The sequence below is a fragment of the Anaerolineales bacterium genome (assembly GCA_016928575.1).
GTDB lineage: Bacteria > Chloroflexota > Anaerolineae > Anaerolineales > RBG-16-64-43 > JAFGKK01.
In genome coordinates, this window is record JAFGKK010000129.1 from 41,812 (window position 1) to 58,765 (window position 16,954).

The 16,954-nt window shown below is 62.3% G+C and carries 17 protein-coding genes; 8 read left to right on the plus strand and 9 right to left on the minus strand.

From position 1 onward, the window contains the following. Nucleotides 1–7: 7 nt before the first annotated feature. From JW929_15455 to JW929_15485, 7 genes are all read right to left on the minus strand, one after another. The gene (locus JW929_15455) at nt 8–664 is read right to left on the minus strand and encodes a ribonuclease HII (protein ID MBN1440803.1); all 657 of its coding nucleotides are present in this window, start codon (nt 662–664) and stop codon (nt 8–10) included. Further along, on the minus strand, nt 627–1,391 hold the full coding sequence (locus tag JW929_15460) for a glycosyltransferase family 2 protein (protein ID MBN1440804.1): 765 nt from the start codon (nt 1,389–1,391) through the stop codon (nt 627–629). Before JW929_15460 ends, JW929_15455 begins: the two co-directional genes overlap by 38 nt. 18 nt (nt 1,392–1,409) lie before the next feature. After that, on the minus strand, nt 1,410–2,381 hold the full coding sequence (locus JW929_15465; protein ID MBN1440805.1) for a hypothetical protein: 972 nt from the start codon (nt 2,379–2,381) through the stop codon (nt 1,410–1,412). A 102-nt stretch (nt 2,382–2,483) separates the two neighbouring features. Beyond that, nucleotides 2,484–3,047, minus strand: coding sequence for a manganese efflux pump (locus tag JW929_15470; protein MBN1440806.1), 564 nt, complete (start codon nt 3,045–3,047; stop codon nt 2,484–2,486). A 355-nt stretch (nt 3,048–3,402) separates the two neighbouring features. After that, a complete protein-coding gene (gene lexA / locus JW929_15475; protein MBN1440807.1) occupies nt 3,403–4,026 on the minus strand; it encodes a repressor LexA in 624 nt (207 codons plus the stop codon). A gap of 668 nt (nt 4,027–4,694) precedes the next feature. Further along, the gene (locus tag JW929_15480) at nt 4,695–6,575 is read right to left on the minus strand and encodes a GAF domain-containing protein (GenBank protein ID MBN1440808.1); all 1,881 of its coding nucleotides are present in this window, start codon (nt 6,573–6,575) and stop codon (nt 4,695–4,697) included. 4 nt (nt 6,576–6,579) lie between these two features. Next, the gene (locus tag JW929_15485) at nt 6,580–7,539 is read right to left on the minus strand and encodes a response regulator (protein ID MBN1440809.1); all 960 of its coding nucleotides are present in this window, start codon (nt 7,537–7,539) and stop codon (nt 6,580–6,582) included. A gap of 293 nt (nt 7,540–7,832) precedes the next feature. Here JW929_15485 and JW929_15490 point away from each other — a divergent pair, with 293 nt between their 5' ends. From JW929_15490 to ssb, 3 genes are all read left to right on the plus strand, one after another. Next, nucleotides 7,833–8,777, plus strand: a complete 945-nt coding sequence (locus JW929_15490; protein ID MBN1440810.1) for a DnaJ domain-containing protein — start codon at nt 7,833–7,835, stop codon at nt 8,775–8,777. A gap of 555 nt (nt 8,778–9,332) precedes the next feature. Beyond that, nucleotides 9,333–10,418, plus strand: a complete 1,086-nt coding sequence (locus JW929_15495; protein MBN1440811.1) for a L,D-transpeptidase — start codon at nt 9,333–9,335, stop codon at nt 10,416–10,418. A 370-nt stretch (nt 10,419–10,788) separates the two neighbouring features. After that, nucleotides 10,789–11,169 carry a single-stranded DNA-binding protein gene (gene ssb / locus JW929_15500; GenBank protein ID MBN1440812.1) on the plus strand — a complete coding sequence of 127 codons (381 nt, stop codon included), beginning with the start codon at nt 10,789–10,791 and terminating at the stop codon, nt 11,167–11,169. 48 nt (nt 11,170–11,217) lie between these two features. Here ssb and rpsO read toward each other — a convergent pair whose 3' ends face one another. Next, nucleotides 11,218–11,493, minus strand: coding sequence for a 30S ribosomal protein S15 (rpsO, locus tag JW929_15505; protein ID MBN1440813.1), 276 nt, complete (start codon nt 11,491–11,493; stop codon nt 11,218–11,220). A gap of 380 nt (nt 11,494–11,873) precedes the next feature. Between rpsO and JW929_15510 the strand changes: the two genes are divergently transcribed. Then, nucleotides 11,874–12,641: a M23 family metallopeptidase gene (locus tag JW929_15510; protein ID MBN1440814.1), complete on the plus strand. Its 768-nt coding sequence runs from the start codon at nt 11,874–11,876 to the stop codon at nt 12,639–12,641. 98 nt (nt 12,642–12,739) lie between these two features. After that, on the plus strand, nt 12,740–13,849 hold the full coding sequence (locus JW929_15515) for an SUMF1/EgtB/PvdO family nonheme iron enzyme (GenBank protein MBN1440815.1): 1,110 nt from the start codon (nt 12,740–12,742) through the stop codon (nt 13,847–13,849). 79 nt (nt 13,850–13,928) lie between these two features. Here the strand turns inward: JW929_15515 and JW929_15520 are convergent, their stop codons facing one another. After that, the gene (locus JW929_15520) at nt 13,929–14,180 is read right to left on the minus strand and encodes a hypothetical protein (GenBank protein MBN1440816.1); all 252 of its coding nucleotides are present in this window, start codon (nt 14,178–14,180) and stop codon (nt 13,929–13,931) included. 193 nt (nt 14,181–14,373) lie between these two features. On the opposite strand from JW929_15520, the gene JW929_15525 reads away from it, so the two are divergent. From JW929_15525 to JW929_15535, 3 genes are all read left to right on the plus strand, one after another. Further along, nucleotides 14,374–14,847 (plus strand): hypothetical protein, encoded by a 474-nt coding sequence (locus tag JW929_15525; protein ID MBN1440817.1) that lies wholly within the window; start codon nt 14,374–14,376, stop codon nt 14,845–14,847. A gap of 545 nt (nt 14,848–15,392) precedes the next feature. Continuing rightward, nucleotides 15,393–16,349 carry an SUMF1/EgtB/PvdO family nonheme iron enzyme gene (locus tag JW929_15530; protein MBN1440818.1) on the plus strand — a complete coding sequence of 319 codons (957 nt, stop codon included), beginning with the start codon at nt 15,393–15,395 and terminating at the stop codon, nt 16,347–16,349. Nucleotides 16,350–16,406: 57 nt separating this feature from the next. Further along, nucleotides 16,407–16,730 carry a zinc-ribbon domain-containing protein gene (locus tag JW929_15535; GenBank protein ID MBN1440819.1) on the plus strand — a complete coding sequence of 108 codons (324 nt, stop codon included), beginning with the start codon at nt 16,407–16,409 and terminating at the stop codon, nt 16,728–16,730. The last annotated feature ends 224 nt before the right edge of the window (nt 16,731–16,954 follow it).

Here is a 16,954-nt window from a genome sequence, read left to right on the forward strand (position 1 = left end):
GGAAAAATTATACCGGAGAGCCTGCCAGCGCGCGCCGGATCGGAGCATACGAGCGGCGGTGCTCCGGGCAGACGCCCAGCCGGGCCAGCCGCTCGGTATGGGCCCCGGTGCCGTAGCCCTTGTGCCGGTCGAATCCGTACCCCGGATAGATCCGCGAGAGGTCGTCCATCTTGGAATCGCGCCAGGTTTTGGCGAGGATCGACGCCGCGGCGATCGAGAGCGAGAGGGAATCGCCGTGGAACACGGCGGTTTGCGGCAGATCGGATTCGGGCAGGAGCAGGTAGTCGATCAGCAGGTGGTCCGGGGGGATCCGTAAGGCGGAGACGGCGCGGAGCATCGCCAAGCGCGTCGCCCGGAGCGGACCGATTCGGTCCACCTCCACGGCGGACGCCCAGCCGACGGCCCAGGCGACGGCCGCCGTGCGGATGGCATCGGCGGCCGTCGCCCTTTGCAGAGGCGTGAGCTGCTTCGAATCGCGGACGCCGGAGAGATTGGAGCGCGCGGCAGGGCGGTTCAGGGGAAGAATCACCGCACCGGCCGCGAGCGGACCGGCCCAAGCCCCCCGTCCGGCTTCGTCGAGCCCCGCCACCTGCAGAAATCCCCGGCGAAGCAGGCGGCGTTCCCGGCTAAGAGTCGGGGCGGGAGTGCGGATCGGGGTTGGCATATATTCCGCGCAGGTCGTACCAGCGGATTCGGATCAGATCCAGGAACATCCGCAGGGAATCGCTGAACAGCCGGATCCGGCTGTCGGATTGATAGTACCAGGAGATGGGCACCTCGCAGATCCGCATGCCGCGCCGGCGGGCGAGGTAAAGGACTTCGACGTCGAAGGACCAGCCGTTGAAGCGTTGGCGCGAAAAGAGGTCCTCCGCCGCGGAATCACGGAAGCATTTAAAGCCGCACTGGGTGTCTTCAAACCCGCGCATGACGAGCAGCTTGACCGCCAAGGAGAACACCCGTCCGGTGAGGTGTCGGTACTCAGGCTCGTGAAACCGGCGGGCGCCGGCCGCCTCGCGCGACCCGATGGCGACGTCCGCGTCCGAGAGTCGCGGCGGATAGAACCGCTCGAATTCCTCCACCGGCATCGAAAGGTCGGCGTCGCACAGGAAGCGGTATTTCCCCCCGGCCTGGAGCATTCCCGCCCGCACCGCCGACCCCTTCCCGCGCACGGGATTGCGGATCAACCGCAGACAAGGCCATCCGCGCGCCTGCTCGCGGACCAAGTCGGGCGTGCGGTCGGTGCTGCCGTTATCCACCACCCAGACGTCGTGGGAGAAAGCCTGCTTCTCGAGATACTCGCGAAGCTTCGCCAGGGTGGCGGGCAGGCGACGCTCCTCGTTGAGGGCGGGGATGATGACGGAAAGCCAGGGGGGGGCGGAGGAGTCGGCCATGGCGGGCGCGGCGGCTTCTCAGCGCAGGATATTCAGCAGCACGATCCCGAATCCCGCCAGAATTACCAGCAGGTCCAACAGGACCATCACGCCCAGCAGGGTGATCTGGTTGGCGGACATGTGAGTCCGCGCGAGCCAGGCGGAGATCGAGAAGGCGCCGGCCGGCGCCAGTTCCACCGCCTCTTCGATGACGGGCGGGAGCGGGATCGGAGCCGGTTCCGCCTGCGCGGCATGCTCCTCGACGAAGGCGGTGCGCACCATGTCTTCCGAGATGAAGTTTGGCTGCTCTTCCGGCTCCGGGATCGCTTCTTCCTGCGGTTCTTCAGAGGGCATGATCACCGCCTGCGGGACGATCTCCTCCTCCGCGGCGGCGATCTCGTCGGCGATGTTGAGCTTCCCCTCCGGATTGGACAGCAGACGCGTGATCGCGAGGCGCTCCTCGGTGGAATACACCGGGTTCAGAAGGCGGAGGCTGGCGCTGTAGCTTTCCATCCCGTCGCACATGACCATCCGGATCGGCGCCTTGATGTTCTCGACGAAGGCTTCCGGCTCGGAAAAAAGCAGGACCGCCTCGATCTCCGCGTTGGGCAGCTCGTGCTGGGTCAGGAATTTGCGGATGGCCTCGGCGTACAGACGCGTCAGATGCGGCAGGTTGGGGCTGGAGTTGCGCATGTTTCCGGAATTGTCGAGTTTGAGCCAAGCTTCGCCCCGGGCGCGGAACGTCCCTCTCACCGAACTGGCCAGGAAGACGAAAATTCCGGGAGGCCCCACCAGCGCCATCGGAATCGACGTATCCAGACCCGGCAAATGGATTTCGCGGATCAGGGTGAATTCGTCCCCCAGCGCCCGCTCCAGGTGGGCGACCGCCTGGTCCTGGGCGTCTTTGTCCTTCTGGCGGTCCTTGCCGCCCGCGAATAATTCGTTCAACCACCGGATGGCGGGGTTTTTTGCCGGTTCGCCGCGCTGTTTGGTGAGATCGATCAGCTTCATACCGGATTCCTCGAACCTCACACCGGATTATACGTTTGCCGAATTGAATCCGCCAGTAGCCGGAGAAGCCTCCCGGCGCATGCGGGAAGCGCGGGGACCGGCTTACCACAGGTTGAGGTGGGAGAGGAGAATGCGCAAACCGATCAACAGCAGGATCATGCCGCCGAATATTTCCATCCGGCTTCCGAACCGCTGGCCGAGCCGGTGGCCCAGCCGAGCCGCAAGCAGGGATAGGACAAACGTCACTAGGCCGATGGCCAGCGCCGGGAGGAGGATCGGGGCGGAGACCATGGCCAGGGAAAAGCCGACGGCCATGGCGTCGATGCTGGTGGCGATCGAAAGCATGACGAGGGTGGAGCCGCGGGTTGGGTCGCAAGGTGAATCCGGCGAATCACCCTTCAGGCCGGAGCGGATCATCCGTCCGGCGACGAACGCCAACAGCAGAAACGCCAGCCAGTGGTCGACGCTGCCCACCAGGGGCTCGATGGTCACACCCGCCAGCCATCCCAAGAGGGGCATGATCCCTTGAAAGAGGCCGAAGTGAAAAGCGATTCGGAGCGCCGGCCTCGGGCGGGAGGCAAACCCTCCCGCTCCGGCGCACAGCGAAACGGCCACGGCGTCCATCGAGAGGCCGACGGCGATGGAGAGGATCTCGATCAGGGACATGCTGGCTCCCGGCGAATTGCCCGAGTTTACCAGATATTGGAAAGCGTTCGACTATTGAAGATCGGAAAGGCCGGCCATCGATTGTCGAAAAGCCAGCCATAGACGATGGTCTCTGGATCAACGTCGAATTGCATGGGGGGCGCCGATTTTATTAGTGAAGACCGAGAGGCCGTCTTTCGTCGGCGCACGGCCGAAAGTCGAACATCGAAAAAGGGGAGATGGATGCGCAGTGGGGCCAAGGCGGCATGGACTTCCCTGCTGAACAGACGAAGAGGACACCCCACGGGGCAAGGCTGGGACCAACGATAATTATCGGCCATGGTCGACGGTCAATCGTCCATGGTCGATTGCCGATTTACTGGGCCAACGGCAACCGCTTTTCAATCGGGCGGATGACCATCACCACCTTGCCGCGGATTTCCAGGTTTTCATCGGGATTTTCGATTACGATCGGCTGCATCGAGGGGTTGGCCGGCTGCAACCGGACCTTTCCGTTTTCGAGATAGAAATATTTAAGCGTGGTTTCTTCACGATTTTTAATCCAAACCGCAACCATCTCCCCGTTGCGCGCCTCGCGTTGGGGCTTCAGGATGACGTAGTCGCCGTCGTGTACCATCGCGTCGATCATCGAATCCCCCCGGACGACGAGCGCAAACAGGTCGGCATCCCGTGGAAGGAGATCCTGGGAGATGGACAGAGCTTCGTCTTCGCCGAAGAGGGGTTCGCTGACGCCGGGAACCGGTGTGGGCTCGCCGGCTTGGATGTAACCCCAAACGCGGATGGATTGCTGTTCGGGCGTCCGCCGCGGACGGATCCCGCGGGCGACCCGCGGATCCCTTTCCAGAAGCCCCTCGCGCTGCAGGCGCTCGAGGTTGTAGCGCACTACGGAAAGGGATGGAATCCCCACGTGCTTCATTATCTCCCGGTACGAGGGTGCATAGCCATGATCGGCGAAGTACTCCTCGATGAAGGCTTTCATCCTGGTTTGACGTTCAGTTATCCCGCCTTCACGCATACCAACCTCCTGGCCGAAATTGCGACGCATATTCTTGAGAAAAATCGTACACGAACAATCGTTCTGTGTCAAGAAGGATAATTAAGAGTTTATTTATCCATAAATAATTAGATTGACCGCTGTGTATCGGAAAGCGTACAGAGGCGATAGGCTATTGTCTGGGCCAAGAATGCCGTTAGGGGTGTCATGCTCCGCCTACTCTGCGAAGCGGGGTGTATCTACCTGCCACACGCCTCATAATTCCAGGAATCCCGGAAAACACACGCGGGAATGGCGCCACAATCCAAAAGCAATGTTTCAATGGAAAAATCGTTTTTCCGCTTTCCAAACAGTCCCTAGAACATCAGTATATTGAAAGGGATTTTTGGGACAAAACACTTGCAGGGTGCTGAAACAGACAGGCCGGCTAAACAGTTTTTCTCCCATTTTCAGCACTCTGATAGATTGAGTATCCGGCTCTGTTCCCGAGGCCCGTAAAAATTTTTGGCAACAAAGTTCAAGCCTGCCTTCTTCTTTATCATCCCTTCGACCGCGCTTCGGTGAACGGATAAACGGCAGTGGATCTTGGTCAATTGTCGGAGTTTTCTTGCGATGGATGGATTGATCGAAGCCTGAGGAAACGCGGCGTGGGGCTATTCTTTCGGCAGCGGCAGAACCACGGTGAACTTGGTCTCCATCCCGCCGGTCGAATCCACCCAAACCCGCCCGCCGTGGATTTCGGCGATCGATTTCACGATCGAGAGGCCAAGCCCGGTGCCGGCCGTGTTCTGCACGTTGGATGCGCGGTAGAACTTGTTGAACACATGCGGAAGTTCGTTGGGGGGGATGCCGATCCCCGAATCGGACACCTGCAGAAAGGCCTGCCCTTCCTCGCGCCGGGTGGTGAAACCGATCCGCCCCCCCTCGGGCGTGTATTTGACGGCGTTGTCGAGCAGGTTTGCGACCATCTGCCGGAGGCGGAGGGGGTTTCCGTTGAGCGCGGGAATCGACTCGTCGAGCGATACCTCCAGGCGGATCTGTTTGGCGTCCACCCGGCCGCGGATACCGTCCAGGGCGGCGCGCGCGACCGCATTCAGTTGGATCGCCTCCTTCTGCGAATCGATTCCGGATTCGATTTTCCCAAGGTCCAGCAGGTCGGAGATCAGCGTGGTGATGGACCCGACGCTGTTCTGGATGCGGCGGATGAAGGTTTTTTGCTGGTCGGTGACCGGGCCGGCGCGCTCGATCAGATCGACGTAGCCGAGGATGGTGGTGAGCGGCGAGCGCAGATCGTGCGAGACGGTGGCGACGAATTCGCTCTTCAGCCGGTCCAGCTCCTTGAGTTGGGTGATGTCGTTAAGCACGATGGCGTAGCCGACGCCCTCGATCGGAGTGAGGTGGGCGTTATAGACGCGGTCGTCGGCGAGCGTGATTTCCGTCCGCCGCTGTTTGGCGAGGGGGGATTCCCGCCGCGCGAAAAGGTATTGCAGTTCGAGGTTGGGGAAGACCTCCTTCAACGGGCGCCCGGCCAGCGGCGAATCGTCGAGATGGAAGAGGGCGCGGACGGTCCGGTTGGCGATCAGCATCCGTCCCTCGGTGTCGGTGATGATCACGCCGTCCTCCACCTGCTGGATTACGGTTTCCAGCTGGCGCATCTGCGCGCGGGTGGCTTCCAGCAGCCGGGCGTTTTCCAGGGCGATGACGGCATGCTCGGCCAGCGCCTGCATCAGCGCCAGATCGCTTTCGTGCAGCGGGCGGCGGGCGGCGCGGTTGTCCACCCCGAGCAGGCCGATCGTCTTTCCCTGCTGCAGCAAGGGCACGAAGATCAGCGAATGGACCAGAAAGGAGGATTTGATCTTGCGCGGCCCTTCGCCATCGAGAAGGATCGGCTCCCCCTTGCGGATCACCTCTCCGGCAAGGGAATCTTCCATCTTCATGCGGAAGGTGCGGACGAACTCCTCGTCGAAATTTTTCGACGCGCGCATGTAGAGCTCGCCGCTGGCGGGATCGACGAGCATCAGGCTGCCTTCCTCCGCTCCGGTCAGGCGGACGGCGGCTTCGACGATGCTGGCCAGCGCCTGGTCGAGATCCAGCTGGCTGTTGATGTTCTTGGCCAGCTGGGAGAGAGTCTCCAGCTCCCGGACCCGGACGTGCAGGGGGGAAGTGGTGCCCAGGGCCGAATGGCGGTCGAGGGCGGCCAGGAGGGCCGCCGGATCGACCGGATCGGCGATCCACTCATCGGCCCGAACGCGAAGCACGTCGGCATAGGATTTTTCCACCGACTTTCCCAGCAGGAGGATGATCGGCAGGCCCGGGCGCTCGGCTCGGATCCGGGTTGCCGCGTCGAGAGATTCCGCCCCGCCGGGAAAGGCCAGGAGGGCGATCCGGGGATTCGAGTTTTCCAATTCTTTAAGCGCATCGGGAAGCGAGGGCGGGGCAGAGAGCCGGTAGCGGCCCTCCCGGGTGAGAATCGGCTCCAGGGCGGGAAGGTGCTTTCGGGCGGGGTCTACGAAAAGAATCAGGGGTTCGGGCATCGGCTCACCCCGGCGGGGCCTTCTTCGCGGCGGCCCGGTTTTCCAAGGCGCGGAACAGGCGCGCGTTGATCATGGCAATCGAGGCATAGTCGGCGACGGCCTCCAGCATGGTCTGCTCGCGGACCGTGAAGTCGCGGGCTTCCTTATGTCCGACCGCTATCACGCCGAGGGATTCGGTTTTGGCTTTGATCGGCGCGACCAGGACGGACCGGCAGACCTGAGCGATTTTGAACCGTTGCAGGCCGGCGCCCGAAAGGCGCAGGGCTTCGCCGGAGGCGATCACCAACGGCGACACCCCGTCGTCCCACGGCAGGTTGAGCTTGGCGGCGAGGGATGCCGGCAGGCCGTGCTGGCTGCGCAGCAGGAGCGCCCGGCCTTCGTCGTCCCGCTGGAGGAGCCAGCCCATTTCCGTCTCGGTGGCGTAGCGCGCGCCTTCCATCAGGCGGTCGAACAGCCGGTCCAGATGGTTCAACGACACCATCGCCTTTCCGATCCCGAACAGCAGGGTGAGTTCCTTAACCCGGTGTTCCAACTGCTGGTTGGCTTCGGACAGGCGCAGCGCGAGCGCTTCCCGCTCCTTGCGCAGGCGGACTTCGGAAAGCGCGCGCTCCACGGAGGAGACCACCTCCGCCTCCCGCAGAGGCTTGGCGAGGTAATCCTTCGCGCCGAGTCGGAACGCCTGCAGCGCGGCTTTTTCCTGGCCTTCCGGGGCGGTGACGATCACGAGCGATTCCAACCCTTGGGCGCGCAGGGCGACGAGGATCTCCTTGGCCGAGAGTCCGAGCAGCGTCAGGCTGGCGATGACGATGTCGGGATGGAAAGTCATGATCTGGTGAATCGCGCCTGGGCCGTCGGAGGCGGCGGCCATGGAATAGCCGAGCGGCCCCAGGGTTTGGCGCGCCACCAGGTCGACGACGTCCGGATCCTCGTCCGCGATCAGAATTTTTTCCGATGGTTTCGGCATCGCGTATGGAATAATCCCGGGCGGAATACATCCGTCCGGGATGCGGATATCGGCCAGGGTTCGGCGGGACAAAGAAACTATATCACACCGGTCCGGGCCGGGGCAATCCGCGGCGCCCCGCAAAGCAACGGCAAAGGATTTTCCGCCGCGGGAATGGTCCGCGGGCTCGGCGAACCATCATTGTTAGAAATCCGTAAGAAGCAACGTGTGATATTGACGCTCCCATCCGCCGGGAATAGAATGAATCCGCGCCCTCCGGGGTCCGTCCGGAGAATCTACGCCATCAAAACGCTATGGAATATCGAGATTACTACCAAACCCTCGGCGTCCCGCGGAACGCCGGCGAAGAAGAAATTAAGAAAGCGTACCGCCGGTTGGCGATGAAGCACCACCCGGACCGAAACCGCGGGAACAAGCAGGCCGAGGAAAAATTCAAAGAGATCAACGAGGCCTACGAGGTCCTCGGCGATCCGCAAAAGCGCGCCCGCTACGACAAGCTGGGGAGCGCCTACCAGAACTGGCAGAACTCCGGCACGCCGGGCGGATTCGACTGGTCGCAATGGATGGGAGGCATGCCGGGGGGCGGCGCCCGGGTCGAGTACGGGGATCTTTCCGACCTGTTTTCGGATTTTTTCCAATCCATTTTTGGAGACATCCCCATCCACCGGGCCGAGGCCTATACCCGCACCGGGAGGGTGCGGACGGGAGGAGCCCGCGCGCCGCGGGGCGAGCTTCCCCCGGTGGATGTGACAATCACCTTGGAGGAAGCTTTCCGCGGGACCACCCGGATCGTCCAAAAGGGCAATCGGCGGCTGGAAGTGAAGATTCCCCCGGGGTCCCGCACCGGGACCCGCATCCGATTGGCGGGGGAAGGCGAATCCGCTCTTGGCGGAAGGGGGGGCGATCTTTACCTGGTAATCCAGGTGGCCGACGATCCTCATTGGGAGCGGCACGGAGACGATCTGCACACCGAGGTGCCGGTCGACCTCTACACGCTTCTGCTCGGCGGCGAAGCGCGGATCGCCACGCTCGATTCGAAATCCGTCATGCTGACCGTACCGGCTGAGACCCGCGCCGGACAATCCTTCCGCTTGGCGGGATTGGGGATGCCCGCCCTCGGCGATTCTTCCCGCCGGGGCAATCTGATCGTGAAAGTCCAGCCGGACCTGCCCTCGCGCCTGAGCGACGAAGAGAAGGGATTGATCCGGGAGCTCGCCCGGCTGCGCAAACGGCGCTGACCGGCCGGCTTCCCGGCGGGATGCCCCCGTCCTCTGCCGCGGCCCGCGAGGTTCTGAAACGGTTTGGCAAAGGATCGGCGGAGGAGTGCGGCAAAGAGCGAGGCGGAAGGAAGCCTGTGGCCGTTGGGATGGGAAAGGGGGTTCTTATCGGCGCCGCGGGCTGTTACAATCCCCCAAATTGCGTTAAAGGACGGAGGCCACTGCTCCGACAGCGGCCGTCATGCCGGCGACCGCCCTCGGCGCGTTCTTCGCCGGGGGTGATTTTTGCCGGCATCGATTGAATGATCAAAAATCACTGGATCCCGGCTTCGAACACCCCCGCTTGCCCGGCTTAGCCAACGCGGCCGCGAGGGCGGGCGCCGGGATGACAAATAAATCCAAGAACGCTGGCAACTCTTTTTGAGTTGTTTGCACGGAAATAGACAGCCTGAGCAGGTACGAATGGAGTTGTTTAATCCAGGACAGATTATGTTGGCATCGCATTCTTTCGGAAAAACCGCTTGGTTGTTGATTCCGGCGATCGCAACGACCGTTGTCACCGGATTGGCCCCTCCCATGCCTTCCTCAGGAACCGTGGAAGAGGGGGAGATCTGCACCTTTGATATGCAGATGGAACGGCCGGATCTCTGCCCGGCGGACGGTCCGAGCGCCCAGCGCGCGGAATACTGGCGGATGGGCTTGCTTCCCCGCCGCGGTGCGCCCGCCCTGCCGCTCGACCCCGCCCTGGCCGAGTTAGACCGCGGATACGGCCGCGCCGGAGGGGACGTGCAACTGGGGTTTTATCTGAGCGTGGAAGACGCCGTCGCCAGCAACCCGCATCATTGGGTGTACAAAGGGCTGGTGTACGTTTCGATCGTCCAAACGATCCAGCGGGACGAGGGCACCTTCTACCGCACCGGCGACGGATTCATCGTCCGCGGGGACGAGGTAACGCCGGTTTACATTGCCGGCCAATTCAACGGGGTTACGCTGGCCGAGAATCCCGTCCGTCCGTTCGGTTGGGTGATCCCCTACGAGGGCGTCTATCCTTCGCGGACGCCCGGCGGGCCGGCCGATCCGACGGCGGACCATTACCCGCGCTATTCTCTGGTGGAGGTTTTCGAAACCCGGACAGTGGAAACCGGCGACTGGTATCTGGTCGGAATCAACCAATGGATCCAGCAGAAAAAAGTGGGATTGGTTTTTCCGGACGTCGTCCGCCCGGCGGAGATCCCCGCCGGCGTGAAATGGATCGGCGTCAATCTGTTTGAGCAGTCGCTCACGGCCTACGAGGGCGAGCGGATGGTGTTTGCGACGTTGGTCGCGAGCGGTGTCCCGCCGTTCTGGACCCGGCCGGGGGTCTTCCAGGTCAAGAAGAAATACGAAATGCAGTCGATGAGCGGATCGTTCGAGCCGGACAAATCGGATTACTACTACCTGGGCGATGTTCCCTGGGTGATGTATTTCGACCACGAACGCGCGATCCACGGAGAGTATTGGCACAACAACCTCGGCGGGCGCCGTTCGCACGGCTGCGTGAACGTCGCGGTGGGCGACGGGCACTGGCTCTTCGATTGGGCGCCGGACGGCACCTCGGTGTATGTGTACGATCCCTCCGGGAAAACCCCCACCGACGACGAATCCTACAAGTACGATAAATAGGCGGCGGTTTTCCGGTGGACGGTTCGGCAAAACGAGTCGGCCCGGAATTCTCAATCCGCCTCGGCCGCAGAAAAACGCCGCGGCCGCCCTCCCCTTTTCTCGGGATCGGGAGGGCGCTTAAGTGCCGCCCCGCCCCCGCCGCGCGATATCCAGGAGTGCAGCGCAAGACACAACCCAGACTGCCCCGCGCAGTGGGCGCAAGCCGCGGGAGGCTCATCATTCCGCGGACGCAGAAAAAAACGCCCCTCTCGAAAAAGACCACATGCGGGCGCTGAGCTCCGGCGGATCGGGATTTGCCGGAATTCCGCCGCCATGATATATTCCGCCTCACCAAATCCGGGCCAAGGCCCGAAAACCCAAAGGGGGATCTATGCCAGCACTAAACCGTATTCAATTGATTGGACGTCTGGGGAAGGATCCGGAATCAAAGCTTTTGCCTTCCGGCAGGAAGGTGTGTTCCTTTTCCCTGGCGGTGGACCGCCGGTGGAAGGGCGCGAACGGCGAAGCCAAGGAAGCCACCGATTGGTTCAACGTGGAATCCTGGGGCCGATTGGGCGAGGTCTGCCAGCAGTACCTTGGCAAGGGACGCCTGGTCTACGTCGAGGGGCGGGTGCAGACCGACCGCTGGCAGGATGAAAAGGGGGATCCGCGTTCGCGCACTAAGGTGGTCGGGGCGGTGATGCAGATCCTCGACCGCAAGCCGGAGGAGCCTGAAGTGGCCGCGGCTCCCGAGGAAGAAGCCGAGGCTTAAGAAAAAAACGCCTCTCCGTTCGGAGAGGCGTTTTTCATCCGGGCCGGCTTATTTCGCCACGCGAAGCTTGAGCTTTTCGGCCACCTCGCGGTACTTGTCGGGGTTGGTTTTTCCAAGGTACGCCAGATGGCGCCGCCGCTGTCCGACCAGCCGGAGCAGCCCGCGCCGCGAGGATTCGTCGTGGGTATTCTTTTTAAGGTGTTCGGTGAGCTGGTTGATGCGCGCCGTCAGCAGTGCAACCTGCACCTCGGGTGAGCCGGTGTCCCCGCTCTTGCGTTGGAACTGGCTCATGACCTTTTGTTTCTCTTGCGTTGGGAGTGGCATGACTTCTGCTTCCTTTTCTTCCTGCAGGTCGCCTTACCGGTAGCTGTGCGCCTCCGGAGGGTCTAGTCAGGTGGCGGGATTATACCAAACCGCGGAAGGGTCAGGCGGATTCGTCCCCGCGTTCAAGGTTCCCCGGATTCCCGTTTGGAACGGCGCCAGGGTGCTGAAAATGGCGTAAACGGGCGCCTTTCCGAGCGGCCGCATGTGTGGGGGCGCTCCGGGCTGCTTCTTTCTACGTTAATTCATCTTTCATGCAAACCGGGAAGGTGCGCCCTCTGCGGGGGCGGGTATAATCCGCGGGCGACGGGCCATCCTGGGGATGAACCGGCGATCCGGTGGATGAGAATCCGACGGCCCGATTGATTACTGGAGGTTGCCCGTTGGCATATGATCCGCGGAAGCTGGTGGCGCGCAGGAGGAATCCGACGGAATCAACTTGGGGAGCGATTCTGCTCCTGATCCTGGCCGGGGCGCTGGCGGGGGGATATTTCCTATACCGGTGGTGGCGGGGGGACGGCCGGCGCACCGCGATGGTGTGGGAATATCTGAGGGATCCGGCCGCGCATGCGGATTGGGCGGCCCAAGCCAATGCGCGCTGCCCCGGGGCGCCGTTCGCCTTTCCAACCAGCGGATACATCGGATACCTCTACGGCGATTCGTTTCAGCCTCTGCACAAACATACCGGGATCGACGTATTCGGGAACCGGCCGATCGGAGAGACGCCGGTGTACGCCGCCTACGACGGCTTTCTGACGCGCCTCCCGGAATGGAAAAGCGCGGTGATCATCCGCGTTGCGGACGATCCGCTTTCGCCGGGGAGGGAGATCTGGCTGTACTACGCGCACATGGCCGATGCGCAAGGCAACTCCTTCATCGCCGAGGAGTTTCCGCCCGGGACGGCGGAAAGGCCGGTGAAAACGGGGGAGTTGCTCGGATACCAGGGCAATTACTCGGGCGATCCGGAACATCCCACCGGGTTGCATCTGCATTTTTCAATTGTTCTCGGCGATGGAAACGGGGGCTTCCGCAATGAGACCCGCTTCGAGAATACGCTTGATCCCTCGCCGTATTTCGGCATGGCGCTCGATGCACACAGCGGCGCATACGGCCTGCCGCAGTGTATAATCGCTGGCAATAGCGAACCCTAGCGGCAATGGGTTTTTCCACCGGAACCCCCGCAACCGAATTTTCCGGCGGGGTCACGGGCGTTTCGAACTCAGCGGCTTGCCCACCTATCGGAGGATGTATGAAAAGAGGGAAACGGATTTTTGCTTTGTTGGCCTTGTGCCTGTTGTCGGCGTGTTCGGGACAGAATACCGCAGCGCCCACCCCATCCCCTGAACCGACGGCGACCCCCCAACCGACCCCGACCGCCACCCCGATGCCGGGGCTGACGGCCGAACCGGAACTGATCACGATCGTAGCCCCCGGCCAAACGGCGACCTTCCTGATGGGGTCGACCGACGAGGAAATTGAAGCGACCTCCGGCCTTCGCACGAATTCGGATTATTACACCGACGACGAACAGCCCGCCCACAACGTGACCTTGACCGTGCCGTATGCGATCGGCAAATACGAGGTTACGAACTATCAATACTGCGATGCGATGAACTGGGCGATCGAAAACGGATTGGCGAAGATCGACGGCGACCGGCTGGTCGATTCGAGCGGGGTCTTTCTTTTCCTCAATCTGGATGCACACTACGGCGGATACCGGTCCCAATTGGGGATCCGGGTGGAGGGAACCCGCCTGGAACCGGTTGAAAAATACCGCGACCATCCGGTGAACGCCGTGACGTGGTACGGAGCGGCGGCGTACGCGAATTTCCTCAGCCGCAAGAACGGATTGACCCCGGCGTACGACGAGGCGACCTGGGAGTGGAGGGTCGGCGCGGATGGATACCGGCTTCCGACCGAGGCCGAATGGGAATACGCCGCGCGCGGGAACGAACGCTACGTCTACGCCTGGGGCGATACGATGAGCGACCAATGCAACCGCTACGGAGACACAGTTCCGGTGGGATATTTCGACGGGACGGAGAAGCGCGGCAAGCCGACCAAGGACAACTCCTCGCCCCTCGGCGCCTACGACATGACCGGCAACGTCTGGGAATGGGTTTGGGATTGGTACGGGCGAAGCTATTACGCGGTCTCGCCGGCCGAGGATCCGCTCGGCCCGGAGCAGGGAGACGACCGGCCGCCGTACGAAGATGACAAACCCACCAGGGTCTGGCGCGGCGGCGGGCTGCTGGCCGCGGACGATTTCGGATATTTGCGGATCGCCAAGCGGTTCAGCGCCGGGCCCGATAAATTCTATATCGAAACGGGATTCCGCATCGCGCGCACGTTGGGGTAAATCTGCGGGCGACGCGGGCGATCCCTGCATCGGTCCTTTGGCTTTCCGTTTCGGGCACGGAAGCGGGCCGTCCGGCGCCTTAGCTTAAGACGATGATCCTTTGCTTGCCTCCGGTGACACAATCGCCGGAGGCGGTTTTTCGATACGGATTGCCGGATATATTTCGACTGAGGATGCCTTCTGCGGAACCGACCTGCAATGATTCCAAAAATTGGAGGACGGCCGAAGCAAGACCGGGCGGGATTTTTCCCCAACCGGAATATCCTCCGGGCGAGACGAAGGGACGGCATGAATATTGATCCTTTGTTACTACTCGGCTGGCGATCGTCATGCCGGCGTCCGCCCCCGGGGTGTTCTTTGCTGGGGGTGAAATTGGCCGGCATCCAGTAAATCTTCAATAAATACTGGACCCCGGCTTCGAACCCCGCTCCCTCGCTTCCCTCGCTTCGCGAGGGCGGGCGCGAGGGTAGGCGCGAGGGAGCCACGTCGGAATGACGGACAAAACCTAAAACACCAGTGATGTTATGCTGAGATTATTCTGTCGAAAAAAGCCGCCTGAGCAGTTGCGGTTCTTTTTCCTTTTTCTGCTTCTGGCCTCCTGCGCGGCGGAGGAAACCGGGAACGGTCCTCTGCAATCAACCGATGTCCGTACCGCGGTGCAATCGGACGGCGGATACCGAGCGACTCCCGAAGCGGATCAGCCAGCGGCGGGAATCTGCGTTTCCTTTGAAGATGCGATGGTCCGGATCGAGATCCGGGATTGGCCGGGGAACGTCCCGGATCCACGCTGCATCAAAGTCCGCGGAGAGCAGAACCTGATCCTCGCCAACCGGGCGCCGGAGGCGATCACGTTCACCCTCGGGCGATACCAGGCGGCGATCGCGCCGGGGGAGTCGTACGCGGTCGCGCAGCCGTTCGGCGAATATCTTCTGCCGGGGGTCCATTCGCTGAACATTGATCCGTTCGGCGGGCCGGAGATTTATTTCGCAGCAACTTAACGAAATCGTCCTGCCCATCAGGCCGCATATCGTACCGGATATATCGCGGCCAGCCCCTTCAGCGACAGCTGAAACGGGCGAAGACCTCATCCTGGCTTACAGACGGGATCGCCCGGATAGAATCACTGGCGAGCGGTGCGTATGTGATTCCGAAAGTCGTTATTCGGTGATAGCTCCCGTTTCCGATTCGAGTCCGCGTCGACGATGGTGAAGGTTCATCCGCGAGTCTCCCTGGCCCGTCGGGCGCATTGCCAAGCGCAATCTCCTCGGGATGATCAACGAAAAAAACCGTAAAAAGGAACCGGCGATCCGATTATTCCTGCTAAACTGAAAAACGAAGCCGTCGACACGGCGCGGGGACGGGATCCGTGCAATCGGAGCATGGTTCCGGCGATCGGCTGGCTGCTCGACCGTCCCGTTTCCGATCTGCAGGCATCCGGCCGTAATCCAAAATTGCCAGGCGGTAGGCCCGACCGGTCGGGCTGCGCGGTGACCAGGCCGGTACGCACGCTTCGCTGGCGGCCGTTCGAAATCCCGGAGGCAAGATGTATTGTCCACGATGCGGTAAGGAGCTGCCTGATGTCGCTAAAGTGTGCGGATATTGCGGCCACCGCTTGCCGCAAATCGAACCTGGAGAAGCCGCCCCGCCGGCGGAGGCGCCGGCAGTACCAATTGCCCCGGCCGCCCGGCCGGCGAGACGCAACCCCTACGCGAAGGTGCCGCTGTGGGTTTGGGCTGGGGTAGGGATCCTCGCGGCGGCAGCGGCGATTTTTCTGATCGTGCGGCAAACCCTTCCGACGGTTGGATCGACGCGGATTTCCAAGGCGGACGGGATGGAGATGGTTTATGTGCCGGGGGGCGAGTTCACAATGGGCATGAAGGAGAATAAGGCGGCCAACCGGCCGGAGCACACCGTGGTCCTGGATTCCTATTGGATCGACCGCACCGAAGTCACCAACGCCATGTACGGCGTATGCGTGGAATCGGAATCGTGCGCGGCGCCGAAGGATTCCGCCGCCTTTGACGACCCGGGTTTGCAGGACCATCCGGTGGTTTTCGTCGACCGACAGATGGCCGAGGAGTATTGCGCGTGGGCGGGCCGCCGTCTGCCGACGGAGGCCGAATGGGAAAAGGCGGCCCGGGGAACCGACGGCCGCCTCTATCCTTGGGGGAACGCCGCGCCCGACCGCGGGCTTCTGAATTTCGGGCGATATATCGGCGGCACAATCCGCGTCGGCAGTTATCCGTCCGGCGCCAGCCCGTACGGAGCGCTCGACATGGCCGGCAACGTCTATGAATGGGTGGCAGATTGGTTCGGCGAAGATTACTACCGCACGGGTCCCAAAGAGAACCCGCCCGGGCCCGACTCCGGCACGCTGCGTCTGGTGCGCGGCGGTTCGTGGCTCTGCTCCGAGGAATGCGTGAATTCGGTCTTCCGCCATCCCAACGACCCTGCCAACGCGGGCGACAACCTGGGCTTCCACTGCGCCCTTTCGGCATGATCGCAGAGCCGAGCGGTATCCAGAATCGGATTAATCAGCAAGCACCCGGAGGACGACATGAAATGTCCGCGATGCGGAACCGAAAACGCTTCTGAGAACGCCTACTGCGTCCGCTGCGGCGCGAAACTCGACGCGGCGGTGTTATTGCCCGGCTTGCGGCCAGGCAAACCGGGCGGACTTCTCATATTGCATGAAGTGCGGCGCTGCGCTGGCGGCGGACGGCGGCGCCAAGAAGCCCGCGGCGCCCGCGCCCGCCCCTGCGGCCCCCGCGCCGGCGCCGACGATTATCATCCAGCAGGAACAGAAGAAGCGTCCGGTATGGGCGCTGCCGCTGCTCGCGACCGGTCTGCTGATAACCTTGCTCTGCCTTGTGCTGGTTAAATCCGGGGCGGTGGATCCGCGCTCGATCCCGTTCCTGGAGGGGATCCTGCCGGAAAAGCCCGGCGCGGCGGCAGAGATTCCACCCCCCCGCAATGCCGCAAGATGACGCTTCCTCTTTTAAATGCGATCCTAATGATCCTAACCCGGACTAGCCGGAACCAACAGGAAAATCGTTTCTGGATATCATTAGCTGCATTCCATTACTTCTCATTGGGGAGCAGCCA